This window comes from Herpetosiphonaceae bacterium (assembly GCA_036374795.1).
GTDB lineage: Bacteria > Chloroflexota > Chloroflexia > Chloroflexales > Kallotenuaceae > LB3-1.
Genome location: DASUTC010000347.1, coordinates 15912 through 33099, shown reverse-complemented (window position 1 = coordinate 33099; position 17188 = coordinate 15912). Strand labels below are relative to the sequence as shown.

Sequence of the window (17188 nt, the reverse complement as noted above, 5' to 3'; positions counted from 1 at the left end):
GGGGGCGACTCGCCGGGCTGGAATAGTTAGAACAGCGCGTCGGCCTGGTCGAGCGTGAGGACCAGCGCGGCATCCGTCCGCGGGCGGAGCAGACTGAGGCGCAACTCGGCGTGCTTGCAGGGTAGCTCATGCAGACCGGCTGGGCAGGAGCAGTCTTTGGACGTGGTGACGTAGAGCCGACCGGGAATGGTCGCGGAGGCGATGATCAGCGTGTCGCCGTCGAGGTAGTAATCGATGGTCAGGGTGTCGGTGGAGGGCTGTGGTAGAATCGCAGGTACGCTCATGGAAGAGAACTCCTTCCGGTGGGCTAAGGGTTCGATACGAGTACTCGTCGTGTCGAACTCTATTTACTTTGGTATATATACTATACTACATATGTCCTCTTTGTCAATATTCTAATCTATAGACTAGACTACATAACATGAGGGTGATATAGTACACCACATAGCAAAGGGGAACCGCATGGCTCGTATTCGGATCAAGGAGATCGCTGAGGCCCAAGGGCTGGACATTGCCAAGCTATCCAGGCGCGCCGATGTGTCCTATAAAACCGTCTGGGAGCTTTGGAATAATCCTGATCGTGATGTATCGATTCGGACCCTTGAAAAACTTGCTGCTGCACTCCATGTCCCTGTCGTGCGATTGATTGAAAATGGAGATGAACTGACTGGGGAACCACTGGGGAACAGCCTGCCGGTACTCATCGCCGTCTAGCAATCGGACGAGTACCGGCCCTTGGCCGTAGGCGTGCGTGCTGGACGATTGCTAGCCGATCAGCACCACGCCCTCCTATTCTAGCAAACATTACCTCTAGGTAATTTACCTCTACCCCGACGCGACAGGAGCAGCGTATGGCGAACGAGGAGCATCTGGCGATTCTGAGGCTGGGTGTATGGCAGTGGAATAAGTGGCGGGAGGAGAATCCTGATGTGAGGCCGGATCTCTCACATGCCGAGCTTCAGAAACCTAATCGCCATATGCCCGACTTCCGTGGAACCATTTTCGCTAGACGTGACTTTGAGAGGATCATCTTCGAAGAAACTAAGCCCCATAGGGCTCACTTTGAGGGAGCAAACTTCCATGGTGTTGATCTCAGTGAAGCCAACCTGTATGCGGCCATCCTCGACGATGCTAACCTCCAAGACGCCATTCTATATGGGGCTAACCTTCGGGGCGTAAGTTTTCGAGATGCTAAGCTCCAAGGCGCTCTCGTCCAAAAGGTAGATCTGACAGAGTCTCACCTTATACGGACCAACTTCTATAGGGCTGATCTGTGTGGAGTCAATCTGTCACCATCTCTTCTTAGCGACGTGCAGATGAAGAGAGCGAAGATCGGTGGTACGATCTTCGCCAATGTCGATCTCCGAGACATCCATGGCCTCGACACCTTGTACCATGTCTCGCCCTCCCACATTGGCATCGAAACGCTCTACAAATCGCGAGGCCAGATCCCCGAAGTCTTTTTGCGGGGCTGTGGGGTCCCCGACTCGATGATCGAGTATGCTCGCTCCCTTGTGGCTGCCGAGCGGCCCATCGACTATTACTCTTGTTTCATCAGCTACAGCAGCCACGACGATGCCCTTGCTGAACGCCTGTATGCAGACCTCCAAGCCAAGGGCGTACGCTGTTGGCTTGCGCCACATGATCTGACGCCCGGTGAAGTTATCGTGCGCGGCATTGACGAGGCAATCCGATTGCATGATAAAGTCGTGCTGCTGCTCTCCGAGGCGGCGGTGCTGAGTCCGTGGGTGAAGTATGAGGTCGATCTCGCTTGTACCTGTGAAGCAGGAGAAGGGCGCACCATGTTGTATCCGCTGCGGCTCGATGATGCCGTACTCACCACTGCGCAGGATTGGGCGGTGATGCTGCGCAAGGGACGGCACATTGGCGACTTCCGCCAGTGGAAAGACCACAACGCCTATCAAGCCATGTTTGCGCGGTTGCTACGTGACTTGAAAGCCGAGCAGCAGTAAAATGACGTATGAGATCACTGGCGGGAACCGTGGTCTCATATCGTGTAACATTTATCAAATTAGCATGAAATGATTGATACAGATGAAGCGTTTCTTCCTACGTCTTGGTACCCGATTTAGTGTATATCAATTTTACTGGCAGCTGCGCTCAACACTACGCCGACTGCGTTTCCGCTTGTCTGCCTCAGGCTTTCGGGCTCAATATTCCACCGTAGATCTCTCTACCGGCGTGCTTATCATCTCCTCCTTGTTTTTCACGGCACTTGGACCAATCGTCCGTGCGGCGCTTTATGTTGGATGCATTCTCGCGATTCCTACATTTGGTAGCCTGCTTACACAATATGTAGCACTACCAAGGCCAATTACTGCTCTCTTTGAGAATGTTGATGCTGCCAGTAATAGTTCCTACGATGGTTTATTGATCGGTGTCATCACCGTTATTGGTATCTTTCTCACCCTTTATTTCACCAGTATCAACACAGTTGCAGGTACTCTCTATGCTAGGGTTTCACAACAAATCCGAGACTTACTCGTGCAAGAACGAGTTGGCAACGTCTATTCTCGATTTCTGATCTCCTTAACAATTATTTGTCTCATGTTATTAGCAGCTGGTGTCGTCTGGGAACTGCGCCCAAAGAGCAGTATTCTGGTAATCGCATTGTTCAGCTGTTTTGCAGTGGTTTCATTTGCAAAGCTTGCACGGCGGGTCTTCCTGTTCTTCGATCCCACCTTGTTAGCAGATGTAGTGTTTGGCGATTTGAATCGGTGGAGTCGCCAAGCAACCATTAGTGGATATGCCTGGGATGATTACTCATTCCAGCAGTATTATCACCAGCGCGCAGACACCGAACTCAAAGGTATCGAGTCGCTTGTGGCTATGGCCCATGAGGAGCCTTCGCTACAACGCGAAGCGCTCGCTACATTGCTGGCCAAAACCGCAACCTTCCTTCCCAACTATCTGACACGTAAACATTATATCCCCTCGAAAAGTCGATGGTGGGGGTATGTTCCTCACCATAAAGATTGGTATTTAGCCTCACCTATTGAGGTTGGTATGGCTGCGCAGACACGGACAAGCCTTCAACCAGAACTCATTCCAGACATGGATTGGATAGAAAAGCGGCTCTGCGACCTACAACTTGATGCTATTCGCCGTTGCATCGCAGATGGACGAACGAGTGTAATGCTTCGTGTTCTGGCCAATCAGGACGCGGTCTTTGCCGCTCTCGGCTACGGATGGAATGTGGCGTATGGAGAGCAGTTCTTGACTCGCCTTACAACAACAGTTGGGGCGTTTCTTGAGCAAGTGCCAACAACCATGGACATGAACACAATCGTAGAAGGTCGCGTAGCCGAGCAAATGCAAGTAGTAGATTATCTTGGCTTGTTCCCAATAAGACTGCTACTTAATTTGTGCAAACATGCTGAGCAAATCAATACAGGAAAACTAACAGAGGCTATTGAAGGTTTGAGATGGCAACGAACGGATGCTGTGTACCGACTCAGCCTACCGATACAAGTAGTGACTCGTATTGAGGAAGTTCGACGTGGAGTATCTTTCGAGCAAATTGCGGAAGGCAAAGTGGTGAGCGCCAACTGGTATTTACGAATGCAAATATTCCAGTCATTAGCTGAGGTACTTGCCGAACAAGTACAATTGGTGCTAACCATAGGTTCATCCTACTACCTCAACACTGCAACCTACTGGCTAGATAATAAGAAATCTTTACTCGCAGCGGAATTGGTTTCTCGTGGCTTGGAATTCTACAACAAACTTATCCACCACTTGTCCATCATAAAGAAACTTGTAGAAGATTTAGAAACTGCAAACATACATACCATGTTACCTTGGCCAACATGGGACTGGGAGAAGATAGCCGAAGATATTAACACGGCACAAAAGGCTCTCGCAATATCTTTAGCTCGTTGCATTCCTTCACTTGCTACTACCCATGAAAGCCAAGAGTTACCAGATTACTTAGGTCACGCAGTCCATCTAGCCGGTGACGAATCCTTTGCCACATTAGTTTCTAATGATCCTGATACCTTTGCTAATATCTTCCCCCTCTACTTCAATGGCACACTCATTATGCATGATCGTCTGCGAAAAAAGACGAAAGATTGGCCAGCAAGAAATCAGCTATCTGCTTCGTCTGCCCCACTTGTTGACCTAGCGGAGTTGAGTGGCTATGCGAAGTTTTACAGTGAACTTCATCAGAACCCAACACTCTGGACAACTTGTCAGACAGTTTGGGATTCCTACTTCCAACGTGAAGACAGCGAAGCATTACTAGAGACGTGGGTGTTCATTCTTGATGGTTTTCGTAATATGTCTCTGATTCCCCATCGTGCCCTCTTACGGCAGAAGTGGGAGATGCAGGTAAATGCTATGTTACGGTCACTTCCCCGAAAACCGTTTCACATAAATAGCTATCGCCTGATAGAGCAGTATGTGGAGATCATTGACCATCCAAGCCAGTTAGTTCGGGTGATGGGTAGTGTGTACCGAGATATGATTCCTTCCATCTATAATGGCCTGGACATTTTCGTGACCCTGTATCTACAACAACGTCCGGAGGCCGACAAAGTTGAGTTTGAAAATCGGCCTGATTTGGCAGAAGCCCTTGAACGGCAGCAAGAACTGGATAGCACGCAACAAAGTGATCAGGCTGGGAAGACAAATAACGAACTGCCGGATGTAGGGACAGATGAAGAAACGGGCGAAGGGTAACGATAATGCATACTGCTTGGCAACATGATGATGGGTTTCAGCGAAAAACGATCTCCTACTTTCCATCGGAACAACAGCAACATCGTCAAGAGCTTGAGTCGTTTGCTCATGTATGGATGTTTATTGATGATGTTCGTCAGTCTATTATGCCAATCGGTGGACGTGCACAGCCTGGGCGAGCCTTTACTATCGAGGTCACGCCGAATGAATCAGCTTTTCGCACTATTATCTCTGAGGCTTTTGTCAGCCACCAGCATAGGAACCACTATAGTTTCACCCAAGGACTTTCCGAATTTATTACAGATATAGCCCATCAACTTGCTTATCGTGGATGTGTTCATTATGAGGTAGTGCCTTGGGGTGAACCTGAAGGGGCAAATCCAACAGATGTGCAGATACTAGAGCCGTTGCTTGGCTCACGTCGTTTTCAGGTTGTGCTTATTCCTGGGCGCATCATTAACATCGCAGGGCATACCTTCCAGTTAATTCCTCGTGTAGAGCAAGCACAGCAGAGGAAGCGTTTTATTCATCTAACGAACAGTCAGGTGTGGTCGGTGTCTTTGCCCGAAGAACTAGGTACTCCCCGCAGTCATCGGGCTATGCTGCGGGCAATGGCGCGGGCCAGCACAACCCTACCTACATTTGCAATGACACAGCTGGATAAGCCTCCACAAGCTACCGACTTCACATTTCGTGACTTCCATGAACAGCAAGAGTTGGCAATGGCTCATGAAACGGCCTTATGGGGATGGCCAGGACGTTCTATGTGGCGGGAACAGACACTAGAGTATTTCATGGTCTATCGAGAATTGAGATTCGCCCACTCAATGGCGATCTTGCGTGAACATATTCTATTTATGATGAATGAACTATTGCAGCGACGCCAACTTCCAACGAGGTTAGCAATTAAAGGATTACCAACTACAAAAGAGGTACAAGCGTATATTGAGCAATTGCATAGCGGCGAACTGTCGTTTAAAGAAGCACTTCAGTTAGTGGATATTTGAAGCGATTTGGCTAAGCAATGTGGATATTGCTGCTAAGGAAATGTACTGATGTTCTGGATACGAACGCAAAGCAGGATGCTCGTGGCAAACTTATGAGGCTATCTTGGCGGCGTCGAGCGCATGAATAATGACTGCACATGGTCGGCGCGCGTTGAAGCACCAAATCAGACGTATCATTTCGTCTTTGACTACCCGAACATGACCAAGCCGTAGGCGTGGGTGGAGCGGAAGATCAAGACCTTACTGGAAACTCCTCTCTCTACCCCATGATCGTTATCGCCTTCTCACCACCACCCGCACCCCGCCGTGAGCATGAACGTGGTCCGGGTGATAGCCTGGCTATGAAATGAGTCGCTTGGTGCGTGTAAACGGGCAGCAGGACCGTTTGCGCTCCTTGCACCACAACCGTTGTTCCGCCAAACGCTGATATGTTAAAGAACAGTTGACCCCACCGAGTCTGTTGGGCTTAGTCTTTCTCGTCGTAAGCTGACTCGGTCTATTGTCGAAAAATTTCAATCGCATCAATGTAGATCGGCATAGTGTTAACTGTAGTATCTCGGTTTGCCCTTAATCCTCCTTGAATAAGGAGTGTTTTTACTGTCGTTTTATCCAAACCGAGATCCTCTAATGGTAAAGTGAATGTATTCCATCGCCCTTGACGGGGCGGAGCAACTCGGACACATTTCTGCGGCTCCTCGCCACAAATCTCAAAGAATGTAAACTCAACTCCTGGTGCCTCTGAAAAAAAGATTCGCACAACAACGTTGTCTACGTCTATCAAAGGATGATCCCAGTGGTAGTAAAACGTTTCTTCTTGATTTACCTGAACAGCAGGAGTGAACTTCACTGAGTATTCGCCATGAAGAGCTTGTTCTTTTGAAAGCTCTCCCTCGCGTATGAGTTGTACTTCGCGCCACTCCTTCAATTCAGCGTCTCTCTCAAAGCTATGAAGTTCTGCGTTACCATCTGGTATAAAGACTGGTTGTGATGTAGGCTGTGTACTCAGCACTGTTGTTTGTACTGTGGCCTGCACTTCTGTAGCTGTCGCAGGGACGGCAGCGGTATTGCTTGGTAACAAGGTTTCGGTAGATGTGGGAGAGGATGAAGGACTTGCACTTGGTATGTTTGACAAACTAGGCTCAGGTGTTGGCGTGAGATCTGGTATGGTAGCACTAACTGGATCAAGCTTTATGGTAAAGGTTCCGCTAGTGGTGACATCGATTGTTATTGTCCTAGAAAAAAAACCGTCCGCTTCAACATTTATCGTAGCGTTCGTTCCACTAGGAACGTTGCGTAAAGGAAATCTGACATACCCATCATCAGCAGTAAACTTTTCGTCAGGTGGCAAGCCATCGATAGTCATGGTGACTTTCGCTGCTATACTATCATTTGTTGCTTGTGATTTGACGTAGACAGCATATCCACCCTGATCTGGGCTACCACACCCCTCTAAACTCCATGCGAATAACACGACTACAAGAAACGCTGTAAATCGGGTAAATGAACTTTTGTTCACTTGTTCTGCCATAAACGTTTTCCTTATGCAAAGACTACTTAGAGCTAAGGTGCTGGTTGAAGTAAAATAAGCTCAGTGGCTGAATCTTCCATTACAGTTATATCCTTCGTACGTCTTTTGTAATACGGAGCCTTAACAATGAGGGTACCTAATTGACCAAGATATGAAGTGCTGACCTCGAATGTAACAGAGCCATCAGTGCGGGTGTTCTTTAATTGTGGTGGTGCTATACCAATTTCAAGTTGGACTTCTGCGTCTTCTATATCATCACCAGTAATACTATCTTGTATGTGGACTGTATATTCTAAGGATGGCTTATTTTGCCAGTAAGACCAGTCAGATATGTCTACGTTCTCTGGGTACCTGTTTATCATCAAAAACATTATTAATGCGACAAATATCGAAATGAGTAATTTCTTACGGTTTTTGAAGTAAGGTGTTATAAAAGTAGCAATCACATTAGCAAGAAGATTGCTAATCACTTCCACTATGAGGATTAGAATATTCCACATAATCATAAAACCATTGTCCTTTGTCAGCTGTATTGACTCTCAAGGCTGATTGAAGACCTCATTCCCTAACAGCCCAAGAAGAACACCCTGCGTGCCATGATCTTCAAAGCGCACTCGTTGAAACCATTGGGTGTATCGGCTCACACCGTCTGCTCCAGCTTCCGGGACTGCCTCAGTTAGAGGATATCCAAATAGAGCTAAGCTTTCAGCCTCGCTCTTACCACGGCGTCCATCGAACTCAAGACCGTGACTACGCCAGTAGCTCAGGAAAGGCTCACAAAGATTGTGTTGGGTTTCGGCAAAGAAACGACACCCTCTCTGTCGGGAGGCACCAGACTCGTTCTGCCATACCCGACCAAGCTGGAGTAAGCGCTGCTCGCCGAGCAGCCCAAGCTGGATGTCATAAGGGGGTTGATTTTCAGGATATGCCTCCAAGCGAGTCCGCTCGTATATTTGGGCCATTCGTTGACCGTCGGTATAAGGAGGAGTTTTGGCGAAACCAAACACTGGGAGGCCACCGTTTCTTTGCCAATAGGATTGGAAATCTGATCCCACCTCATAGGTTCGTGATGATACGACTGGATGAGATCGCGTCGGTACGCTATCGGAGTTGCCTAGTAATTCAATTGCATCTATGTAGATAGGCATGATCGTGGACCCTGCTCCTGTTGCTGGTTGCAACCGACCTTGGAAAACGAGACCTGGCACTTCCACCTGCGTAAGGGGTTTTGGTGGAGTACCAACGACCTTCTCAGACAAGTTCAACGTATAAGTATTCCATGCCCCACGCTTAACAGGCGGCAGATCGAAACACCCGCGGTCCACGTCCACGCATACTTGTGTCCACGCTATTTCAACTTGACTCGCCACTGGCCAATACACGCGGACGAACACTTTCGCTGCTGTAAAGGTTTGCTGCCAATGTAGAAAGAAATCAGCTTGCCGTGTCTCTTGTACAGGAAGAGCTACTTTTACTGCTGACTCTCCACCAAATACGTAATCTGCGGAACGCTCGACGAGTTCCTGCTCCTGCCATGCCTGCATGTCTGCATCAACTTCAAAATCGTACAATCCTAGGTGAGCATCAGGCGGCGTTTCGACAGGGGTACTACGGAGTTCAATGGCATCAATGTAAATCGGCATCGTGGTCGTCGTTGCATCTACAGCTCCACGCAAGCCTCCTTGAAAGATAAGGCTGTTAACTTCTACTTGCGCAAGAGATTGTGGAGGATTACCAACCGGTTTTTCCGTAAAGTTGAGGGTATAAGTATTCCAGGTGCCACGCTTGATGGGTGGTAAATCAAAGCACACGAGTTGTTCTGCTGCACCACATATTTGAGTCCAGGCAATATTAACCTGGTCTAATCTCGGCCAGTAGAGATGAATCACAACCTGTGCCGCAGTAAATGGGTGATCCCAATGCAGAAAAAAATCTGCTTGCTGTCCCGGTAGAACGGGTAACGTTGCTTTTACAGCAGATTGGCCAGTAAACGCATAGTCGGTCGATCGCTGCACGAGACTCTGCTCACGCCACTCGCGTAACTCGGCATCCGTCTCGAAGTCATACACTTGGGACGGTTCATCAATGAATACAGCATCCACTCGCGCAGGTACTGCTGATAAACCAGCAAGCCCAAGGATAATTACCGTGATGAGTGCAACGTTTTTGCAACTAGCAGAGAACCCCATAGGTAACCTCTATTACGAATATGCCAGTCAGATAAGGAAATTTGGTCTTGCGCCATGCGTATTGGCGCAGGCAACGATCTAGGTTAGATGAATCGTTAGGACCCAAAACGACTAACAGCATGTTTCGTATAGCGATAGATGTTCTCTGATGCAGAAAGATTTGTATGATCCATGAAGCTCCATGCAAATAATCCTGCCGTCGTTACATCAGACAAATAGGCATCAGTTAACATCGCTTGCACATCTTGCTCAAAGGTCGCTTGGGACTCATTATCTGGCTTGTAATGCGCCAGCATGACAGGACCATACGCGCCGAGCATGGCGACCATGTTCCGTACATCGGCGACGTTACTATCTACTTGCATCGCCTGGAAGCTTTGGAAGTCGGACGCATGCAGTAAGACCGCAAAGTATTGAAACATCGATCGACCGCCGCCAATTGCCGGTTCATCCCACCGTGCTTGCCACCCACCCCATCCGAGTGAAACCTTTGCATTAGGTGCATACTGACGAAAGATAGCCATCGTTTCGCGGTACCGATCTTGAAGCGCACGATAGTAAGCATTGACCTCTGGGCTTGGGTTCCAGGCATTGTCTATGCACGCATAGGTTTGAAACTCTGTAAACATGGTCACGTAGAATGGAGGGCCGTTGGCTACGCCTGCAAACGTTTGAGCAAGTTGGCGCATATCATCAGGAAAGCGGGCAGACATCGGATAAGCTCGTCCACAACCTGTGCCATAGGCTGTTGGAAACTGCGTCTCGGGTTCGTTTGTGTACACGATAAGATGTAAGGCAAGTCCTGCTGCGTATGATTCTGGAACGAGGTCGTCTTTCCAGCTTGTCATCCAAGGTAGATCACTTGGCCCGTTGTACCAGCTAGATAGCATTCGTACTGGAGCTTCGGTCACAAGCCGCGACTCTCTGGCTGTGTCGGCCTCTGGACCCATCCCAAAAAGGAGTTTAGGAGCATGTGGTCCTCTTACCAGTGGCAGAAAGGCACGGTGCGGTCCTGCAGGTCGAGATATTTCAATCGCATCAATATAGATAGGCATCGTGGTAGCTGGTGCATCAGCTACTCCACGTAACCCTCCTTGAAAAACAAGCCCAGGAAGCAGTACTTGATCTAGAGGCTGTGGTGGGTTGCCACCTACTCTCTCAGACAAGTTCAGAGTATATGTATTCCATTCACCGCGCTTAATCGCTGGTAGGTCAAAGCATCCACCTTCTATATCCGCACAGATTTGTGCCCAAATAATGGTTACTTCCTCATGTGCAGGCCAATACACTCGTACCAGCACCCTGCTGGCTTGGAATGAATAATCCCAATGGCGAAAGAAATTCGTTTGTCGCTCTGCTTCAACTGGTAGGGTAATTTTCACCGCTGATTGACCACTATAGGCATGTTCTGTGGAACGCTGTACCGTCTCTTGCTCACGCCATTCAAGCAAATCAGCATCAGTCTCGAAGTCATGCAATTCTAAGGATTGTGTCGAAGCGGTCGGAGCGAGACGAGCACCAGACGCAGCTTTAGCCTGCGCACTACTTTCTTCAATAAGCGAAAACGATACAGGCCCAAGCAGCAGGCTTATAAGCAAAGACAACAAACATACACGTAGCCCCTGGCCGTGGATACTCGATCCTCGATCTCCATAATTCACCAGTTCACCACCTAGTAGAAGGTTTTTGAACCAAAGGCTATTAGACTACGATGCTGTTTACTTGAAGTAAGGATAACTAGCCAGACCGCTGCTCGATATATGATGATCGCGAAATTTTGGCTGTAGTGTTCGAAAAATTGGGGAAAGGAGTACAGCGCTACGATAGCGATTAGCACGAGTATATCATTAGTGTCAATAAAAGGATATAACGGGATGAATTCAGGAATGGTAATGGCTGCATAAAATTAAGATTAGGTAGCCCAACAGGACCCGAGTTCAGCAGAACGATGGTTGAAGGTATCCTAACGGATCTATCGCTCAGTGGATGATAAGGAATAACTCGGCTTCACGAGCTTGATAGGTTGGGTGCTGTCTTCCCCTATCTACTATCACCCGCCTCTCTCACCAGCCCAACGCGCCGCCTCCAACGCCGTCCGAAAATCGTCCTCAGTCGGTACTTCCCCACGGGAGCCTGAAACTCGCGACAGCTTGCGCCACGCGCACGGCGAGAACCGCGTGCCGCGTGGCGCATGTCGACGGGAACGTGACCCCGTATGCCGACGGCACGCTCCCCTGAACACCCGTCACTGAGAACGGCGCTGCTTCACGAGCTGATCACCACGCCAACGGCACCAACTGCCGATCCCCGTCCATCCCTGGCGCAGCACCGACCTCCCACAACAGTTGCGTCGTCTCCAGCCGCGTCAGATCCTCGCGCAACCCCGCGGTGAGTAAGAGGTTCAGATCCGGCGGCACGCCCCAATCGTGCAGCGTCCGCATCACAATCGCACGCGCTTCCCGCCCCTGCTCGCGATGTCGCTCCGCGTGGCGCTCGCGCTGCGGATCATCGGCGGGCAGCTCCAGCCGATCGACGAGCATGCGGGCGGCATGAATGATCCCCTCGGTGAGCGCGATCCAGGTGACAACGATCGCGCTTTCCAGCGTGATCCTCCCGTCCCGCTCGGTGTGCTGTTCAAGGAGCTTGACATACGCTTGGATCTCAGGGTGCGTCCGCTGGGCGTGCTGCAGCTCATCCAGCAGGTGATCGAAGTGGTCGTAGAGCAGATAGCAACTCACCGGAGCCTCCAGAAGGAAGTTATACGATTGACTATAGCATAGCAAGGGAGCGGCGCGAAAATTCGTGGAAATTTCCGCATTTTCCTTTCATGCGGAAAGGCCGCGTTCTTTGAAGGCGTTAGGTTTCCCGATCGGTCTCTGCCACGGTTGATAGGTAGGCCCGCAGAATAGCGGCAACCTGCCGTTGTTGGACGCTTGGCAACTGGGCGAGTTCCGCATACACGACGGAGAGTTCGAGGACGGTTGCGGACGGCGGTTGGTCCTGGGGTGGAACGACCAAGGAGTCAACGGATGTTTGGAGGGCGCGTGCCAGCGCAACCAGGACGGAAGCCCGCAGATCGACCTGGATGCCGCGTTCAAGCCGCGAGATCACGGACGGATCGACGCCAGCAGCGCGAGCTAACGTCAGCTGATCCCAGCCGCGTGCCTCACGCAGCGATCGCAGTGCCTGGACATTTAGTACATCGCTCATAGACCTCGCTACGGCAACGAGCATACCAGTCAGGCGTGGTTTGGCATTACTCAAACCATGATTGAGGAATTACAATCAGATGGTATAATGGGGAGGTGCGCTACGCGGTTTTATCAATCACACAAACGTGTCATAAAAATGTGTTAATCTATCAACCATTCTGACGTATAAGGACGAGACGCTCGTGTGCGTCTCTCCTCCTGATCTTCGTGCTAAGGATGTGTGATCGATGACCAGCAATACGACGACCCCTCGGCCCGTCCGCAATAAACCCGTTATTTCCGTCTACGACTGGAGCGTGCTCTGGTTCTCAAACACATTCGTGTGGAAATGTCCAACCAAGCATATCCTTGCGTTCTACAACCAGCATATTTCAGCGAACCATCTCGATGTTGGCGTGGGGACGGGTTATTTCCTCGACCAATGTCAGTTTCCTGCTCCAAACCCCCGCATCATGCTCCTCGACATCAACGAGGTCAATCTGCAACGCGCCGCCGAGCGCATTCGTCGCTACCAACCAGCGACTCACCAGGTCAATGTGTTAGAGCCGCTGCACCTTTCTGCTCCGAAGTTTGACTCGATCGGCATTAATTACGTCTTCCATATCCTGCCGGGCAACTTCATGAGCAAAGCCGTCGTGTTCGAGTCGCTCAAGCAGGTCTTGAATCCCGGCGGTGTTATCTTTGGGACAACGATTCTTGGCAAGAACGTCCCCCAAGGTGCGTTAGCTCGCTCCTTTTTGAAGACCTACAACGAAAAAGGCATCTTCGGCAATGCCGAGGATACGCTGGCAGATCTCGAAGATGTCCTGAAAGAACAGTTCCATACCTATACGTTGCAGACACGAGGCTGTGTTGCCTTCTTCACCGGACAGACGTAATGCACGACTCTTAACACACAGGATGAGCACCGTGACGCTGCTGCCTCGCATACACATTCGTAAGCACACACGCCAGCTTGGTTGGCCTACTCTGGTGCTGTGGCTCCTCTGCGGTATCCCCGTGCTCCAGATGTATCTCATGGTAACGTCTGCCGATGCAGGGGGTCAACTAAGCCCATCGATCCAACTCCTAAGACCGCTTGCGACGATGGGTGCTGCCGGGATGCTGTTTTACACCGCCTACTTGGAACGCGATCACAAACGGTGGACCTGGTTCTGTGATGGAGTGGCTTTGTGTTGTGCGGCAGCATTTAGCTTTCTCAAGATCACGCAAGGTGCCACGATCGCTGCCGTACCCATGCGCCTGCTCTGGGTATTGATCTACCTGTTCTCGTTTGCCGCTACCGCGCTGTATCTCCAGAAGCGCACGTGGTGGGTGGGCAGTACCTGGCGGATTATTGTGGCGGGTTTGACGGTTGGAATTTCTACCCTGGTCTTGATGCAGACGCTGCTTCCGATCATCCAACCCGCCTGGCCGTGGACCGCACGTGCCCAAAGCGTCACGCCGAGTCTGGCGTTCGATATTGGGCTGATCTTTGCCTTCGGGATCGTCGGCGTGCGCTACAAGCACAACAGCCGTCCCATTGTCCCGTACATCTTATTGTGTTTGTTTCCGCTGTTGCTTGCCGACACGTTCTTCTTTACCTTGTCGTGGGCACCGTGGGGCCAGGATCTCCAGGCGGTACCCATGCCCCTGTATGCGCTGCACAGCACGCTGCTTGCCCTTGCAGCCTATCGCGACGCCACCTACAAGCCACGGAAGCCGAGGAGCCAACCCAGCACCATGCCGCTGACCGAGTGGCTGCTCTGGGCCTTATTCCCGTTCGTCATGGTCCTGTTCGCGTTTGCTGCTGCCACCATGGTGGGGAGCGCACCACGCGCATTGGTTGGTGTATTGATCGTCGCTGCGGTTGTCCATGAAGTCATGGCGGTCTTTGACTATCGGCGCGTGACCCTGGCTCTGTACCAGGCGCGGATCGAAGCGGAGGATCTCGCGCGAGCAGCCGAGCGCAACCGGGTGGCGGGCGAACTGCATGACGATCTGGGGCGTTACCTGACCATTGCCAACCTGCAACTGAGCGGGGCGCACACCCTCTTCACCCATCATCCAGAGCAAGCGCGGGTTTCCGTTGCCCGTGCTCAACACCTGACCGCCGAAGCCCTGACCGCAGTCCAGCGGTCGGTCGCCGCGCTCCGCAATTCGTCGATCGACGATCGCCCGCTCCCAGAGGTTATCCAGGAGCTTGTGTACGAAACGCAGCTCGCAGGTCTTCAAGCCGAGTTGATTGTGATTGGCGAGCCACACCCGCTCCCCCTGGAAACGAAAGCGGTGTTGTTTCGTGCCGCCCAAGAAGCATTAACCAACATTCTCAAACATGCCGACGCGACGCATGCAAACCTCATTCTCGACTATAGTGATGCAGCGCAGATCCGCCTGGTGATCGAAGATAATGGACAAGGGGGTAGTCCGACCAGTGGCGGTATGGGTCTCGCGATTATGCGCGAACGTGTCGCGCGCATTGGCGGCACGGTCCATACCCATACTGTGTCCGAGGAAGGATTTACGGTCGCGATCGAGGTGCCACGATGAGCCGCATTCGCGTCCTGTTGGTTGATGATGAGCCGCTCATTTGTGAAGGCGTCCGCAATATCCTCTTAGACGCCGCCGACATTCAGGTGGTTGGAGAAGCCTATAGCAGCGAGCAGGCCGTTGCGCTGGCGTTGCAACTCCGGCCTGATGTGGTCCTGCTCGACATCAAAATGCACAAGCAAGATGGGCTGGTTGCGGCCTGGCGGCTGCAATCCGACCTCCCCCAGTGCCGAGTGATTTTGCTGACAACCTTCTTGAATGATCAGTATATCTTTGAAGGATTACGCGCCGGGATTGCTGGCTATCTGTTGAAGAATGTTCCCGCGCAGAGGATTAGTGAGGCGATCCGCGAAGCGATGCAGGGTGGGGTGGTCCTCGACTCCTCAGTGGCCGCGCAAGTCGCAGCGACGTTCCGTTTCGGGCCGGTCCAGGCGCATCACGATGTCAATCTCTCGCCGCGTGAACAGCAAGTTTTACATCTGGTAGCACGCGGGTTCTCGAATCGGACCATCGCGGATATGCTCACACTGAGTGAAGGGACCGTGAAAAACCACCTCACCAAAATCCTCGGCAAGCTTGGCGTGCGTGATCGGGTCCAGGCCGTCCAACACGCCCGATCAATCGGCTTACTCTAACCATCTTCCCCGTTTCCTCACGAAGATGCCCGACCAAAGCAGGGTCGGGCATTTAGATGCCAACGCATCTAGGACCCCATTATGACTCAACCATGACCTCCTGCATGACTTAATCATGACCTCGCAGTATGACCAAGCATGACGACACCGACAACCCGGCACGATACAGTTCTCCAGCGATAACGATGTTTTTGGAGAACCGGCATGGTCGGAAACCACCCTATATGCTCACCCCAACACGACTCTGCTACCCCCCGCGTCCTCGCGACGCTGGCCCAGCTCGGCTGCGCGACCCTCGCGCAGCTCCACGCCTTGTGCTTTCCCGAAGCATTTGCCTCCACCGTGCGCCTTGCGCTGATGGCGCTGATGGAAGCCGGGCTGATCACCCATAGCCACTGGCGACTGCGCCACGGCGAACGGTGCCACGTCTGGGCAATCACCACCAAAGGACTCGCCCAGCTTCGCCAAGAACGGCCCTCGGCACCCCAGCGCCACCCGCCGGATCTCAACCGGCCCAGCACACCCCGCGAGACCGAGGAGTGGCGCGTGCGAATCGACGTGCGGACACTGGTGGTGCAGTTCATTCTCGAAACCCGCCAGCGACCTGTCTGCGCCAGCGCCAATCTCAGCGCATCACTGCTCTATCCCACGCCATTGCCCGTTGATCAGCCACCGCAGCCAGATGCCGTGCTGTCGATTGTTTGGGAGCCAGGTGCGACACAAGCCGCCGATTGGCTGCCTTGGCTATCCGCTGCACCCGATGAGACAGAGACCACCAGGTACCTGCTCTATGTTGAGCGCCAAGGCCAGCACCAGGTGTTTGAACGCTGGATCAGGCATGGAGCGCAGGACGGGCAGGATAGCATTCCGCTGCTGATACTGGCGACACCCGAACGCTGCGCCGAGGTGACACGCCTGCTGTCCGAACACGTCACAGCTCATCCAACCGTTTGCTGTTCGCGTGATGACGTGGGGCGGGGTGTACTTCACGCGCCCTGGCGCGACCTCACTGGCGAACCGTGGTCTTTTCAGCCTGAGCGCACGAGAGCATTGACATAACATCGAAACTTCACGCCGACCCACGCACCCGTACAGAGCTGCCACCGAAAGGATACCCCATCGCCGCCATGCATCCCAGCCCTGTCCACCCAACCCACCCCACGTCGCCATCGCAGCGGATGATTGCTCGTGCACTGGGGATGACGGCACCCTCGCTCGCCCACCATGCCCTGCATGGGCTGGAGCGTCAGGGCCTGCTCACGATCACCCCCACCCTGCCGGGCTGGCCCGCCGATCTCCAGCTCACGGCCGCCGGTCGCGAGCGCCTCCAGCAGTGGCGGGCGCAGCGGGCCACGCCGCCAGAGACCGGAGGTGATTCATGATC

Annotated in this window: 16 protein-coding genes; 9 read left to right on the top strand and 7 right to left on the bottom strand. The window is 52.1% G+C overall.

Annotation, left to right across the window (positions count from 1 at the left end):
* Positions 1 to 26: 26 nt before the first annotated feature.
* The gene (locus VFZ66_27450; protein HEX6292950.1) at positions 27 to 284 is read right to left on the bottom strand and encodes an SWIM zinc finger family protein; all 258 of its coding nucleotides are present in this window, start codon (positions 282 to 284) and stop codon (positions 27 to 29) included.
* 178 nt (positions 285 to 462) lie between these two features.
* Here VFZ66_27450 and VFZ66_27445 point away from each other — a divergent pair, with 178 nt between their 5' ends.
* The 4 genes from VFZ66_27445 to VFZ66_27430 all read left to right on the top strand — a co-directional run bounded on the left by VFZ66_27445 (position 463) and on the right by VFZ66_27430 (position 5711).
* On the top strand, positions 463 to 714 hold the full coding sequence (locus VFZ66_27445; protein HEX6292949.1) for a helix-turn-helix transcriptional regulator: 252 nt from the start codon (positions 463 to 465) through the stop codon (positions 712 to 714).
* Between the two features lie 137 nt (positions 715 to 851).
* A complete protein-coding gene (locus VFZ66_27440; GenBank protein ID HEX6292948.1) occupies positions 852 to 1973 on the top strand; it encodes a toll/interleukin-1 receptor domain-containing protein in 1122 nt (373 codons plus the stop codon).
* Positions 1974 to 2055: 82 nt separating this feature from the next.
* Positions 2056 to 4704, top strand: a complete 2649-nt coding sequence (locus VFZ66_27435) for a hypothetical protein (protein ID HEX6292947.1) — start codon at positions 2056 to 2058, stop codon at positions 4702 to 4704.
* Between the two features lie 5 nt (positions 4705 to 4709).
* The gene (locus tag VFZ66_27430) at positions 4710 to 5711 is read left to right on the top strand and encodes a hypothetical protein (protein ID HEX6292946.1); all 1002 of its coding nucleotides are present in this window, start codon (positions 4710 to 4712) and stop codon (positions 5709 to 5711) included.
* Positions 5712 to 6207: 496 nt separating this feature from the next.
* Here VFZ66_27430 and VFZ66_27425 read toward each other — a convergent pair whose 3' ends face one another.
* The 6 genes from VFZ66_27425 to VFZ66_27400 form a co-directional block, all read right to left on the bottom strand.
* Entirely contained in the window at positions 6208 to 7239 is a 1032-nt protein-coding gene (locus VFZ66_27425; protein ID HEX6292945.1) for a hypothetical protein, read from the bottom strand.
* A 32-nt stretch (positions 7240 to 7271) separates the two neighbouring features.
* Positions 7272 to 7745, bottom strand: coding sequence for a hypothetical protein (locus VFZ66_27420; GenBank protein HEX6292944.1), 474 nt, complete (start codon positions 7743 to 7745; stop codon positions 7272 to 7274).
* 33 nt (positions 7746 to 7778) lie between these two features.
* A complete protein-coding gene (locus tag VFZ66_27415) occupies positions 7779 to 9428 on the bottom strand; it encodes a hypothetical protein (GenBank protein ID HEX6292943.1) in 1650 nt (549 codons plus the stop codon).
* A gap of 95 nt (positions 9429 to 9523) precedes the next feature.
* Positions 9524 to 11089 carry a hypothetical protein gene (locus VFZ66_27410; GenBank protein ID HEX6292942.1) on the bottom strand — a complete coding sequence of 522 codons (1566 nt, stop codon included), beginning with the start codon at positions 11087 to 11089 and terminating at the stop codon, positions 9524 to 9526.
* A 615-nt stretch (positions 11090 to 11704) separates the two neighbouring features.
* Positions 11705 to 12166 carry a hypothetical protein gene (locus VFZ66_27405; GenBank protein ID HEX6292941.1) on the bottom strand — a complete coding sequence of 154 codons (462 nt, stop codon included), beginning with the start codon at positions 12164 to 12166 and terminating at the stop codon, positions 11705 to 11707.
* Between the two features lie 118 nt (positions 12167 to 12284).
* On the bottom strand, positions 12285 to 12638 hold the full coding sequence (locus tag VFZ66_27400) for a helix-turn-helix transcriptional regulator (protein HEX6292940.1): 354 nt from the start codon (positions 12636 to 12638) through the stop codon (positions 12285 to 12287).
* Between the two features lie 229 nt (positions 12639 to 12867).
* Between VFZ66_27400 and VFZ66_27395 the strand changes: the two genes are divergently transcribed.
* From VFZ66_27395 to VFZ66_27375, 5 genes are all read left to right on the top strand, one after another.
* Complete coding sequence (locus tag VFZ66_27395) at positions 12868 to 13518, top strand: class I SAM-dependent methyltransferase (GenBank protein HEX6292939.1); 651 nt, start codon at positions 12868 to 12870, stop codon at positions 13516 to 13518.
* A gap of 223 nt (positions 13519 to 13741) precedes the next feature.
* Positions 13742 to 15169 (top strand): sensor histidine kinase, encoded by a 1428-nt coding sequence (locus VFZ66_27390; GenBank protein HEX6292938.1) that lies wholly within the window; start codon positions 13742 to 13744, stop codon positions 15167 to 15169.
* On the top strand, positions 15166 to 15804 hold the full coding sequence (locus VFZ66_27385) for a response regulator transcription factor (protein ID HEX6292937.1): 639 nt from the start codon (positions 15166 to 15168) through the stop codon (positions 15802 to 15804). The genes VFZ66_27390 and VFZ66_27385 overlap by 4 nt, the downstream gene beginning before the upstream one ends.
* 204 nt (positions 15805 to 16008) lie before the next feature.
* Complete coding sequence (locus VFZ66_27380; protein HEX6292936.1) at positions 16009 to 16863, top strand: replication-relaxation family protein; 855 nt, start codon at positions 16009 to 16011, stop codon at positions 16861 to 16863.
* A 68-nt stretch (positions 16864 to 16931) separates the two neighbouring features.
* On the top strand, positions 16932 to 17186 hold the full coding sequence (locus VFZ66_27375; protein HEX6292935.1) for a hypothetical protein: 255 nt from the start codon (positions 16932 to 16934) through the stop codon (positions 17184 to 17186).
* Positions 17187 to 17188 lie beyond the last annotated feature (2 nt).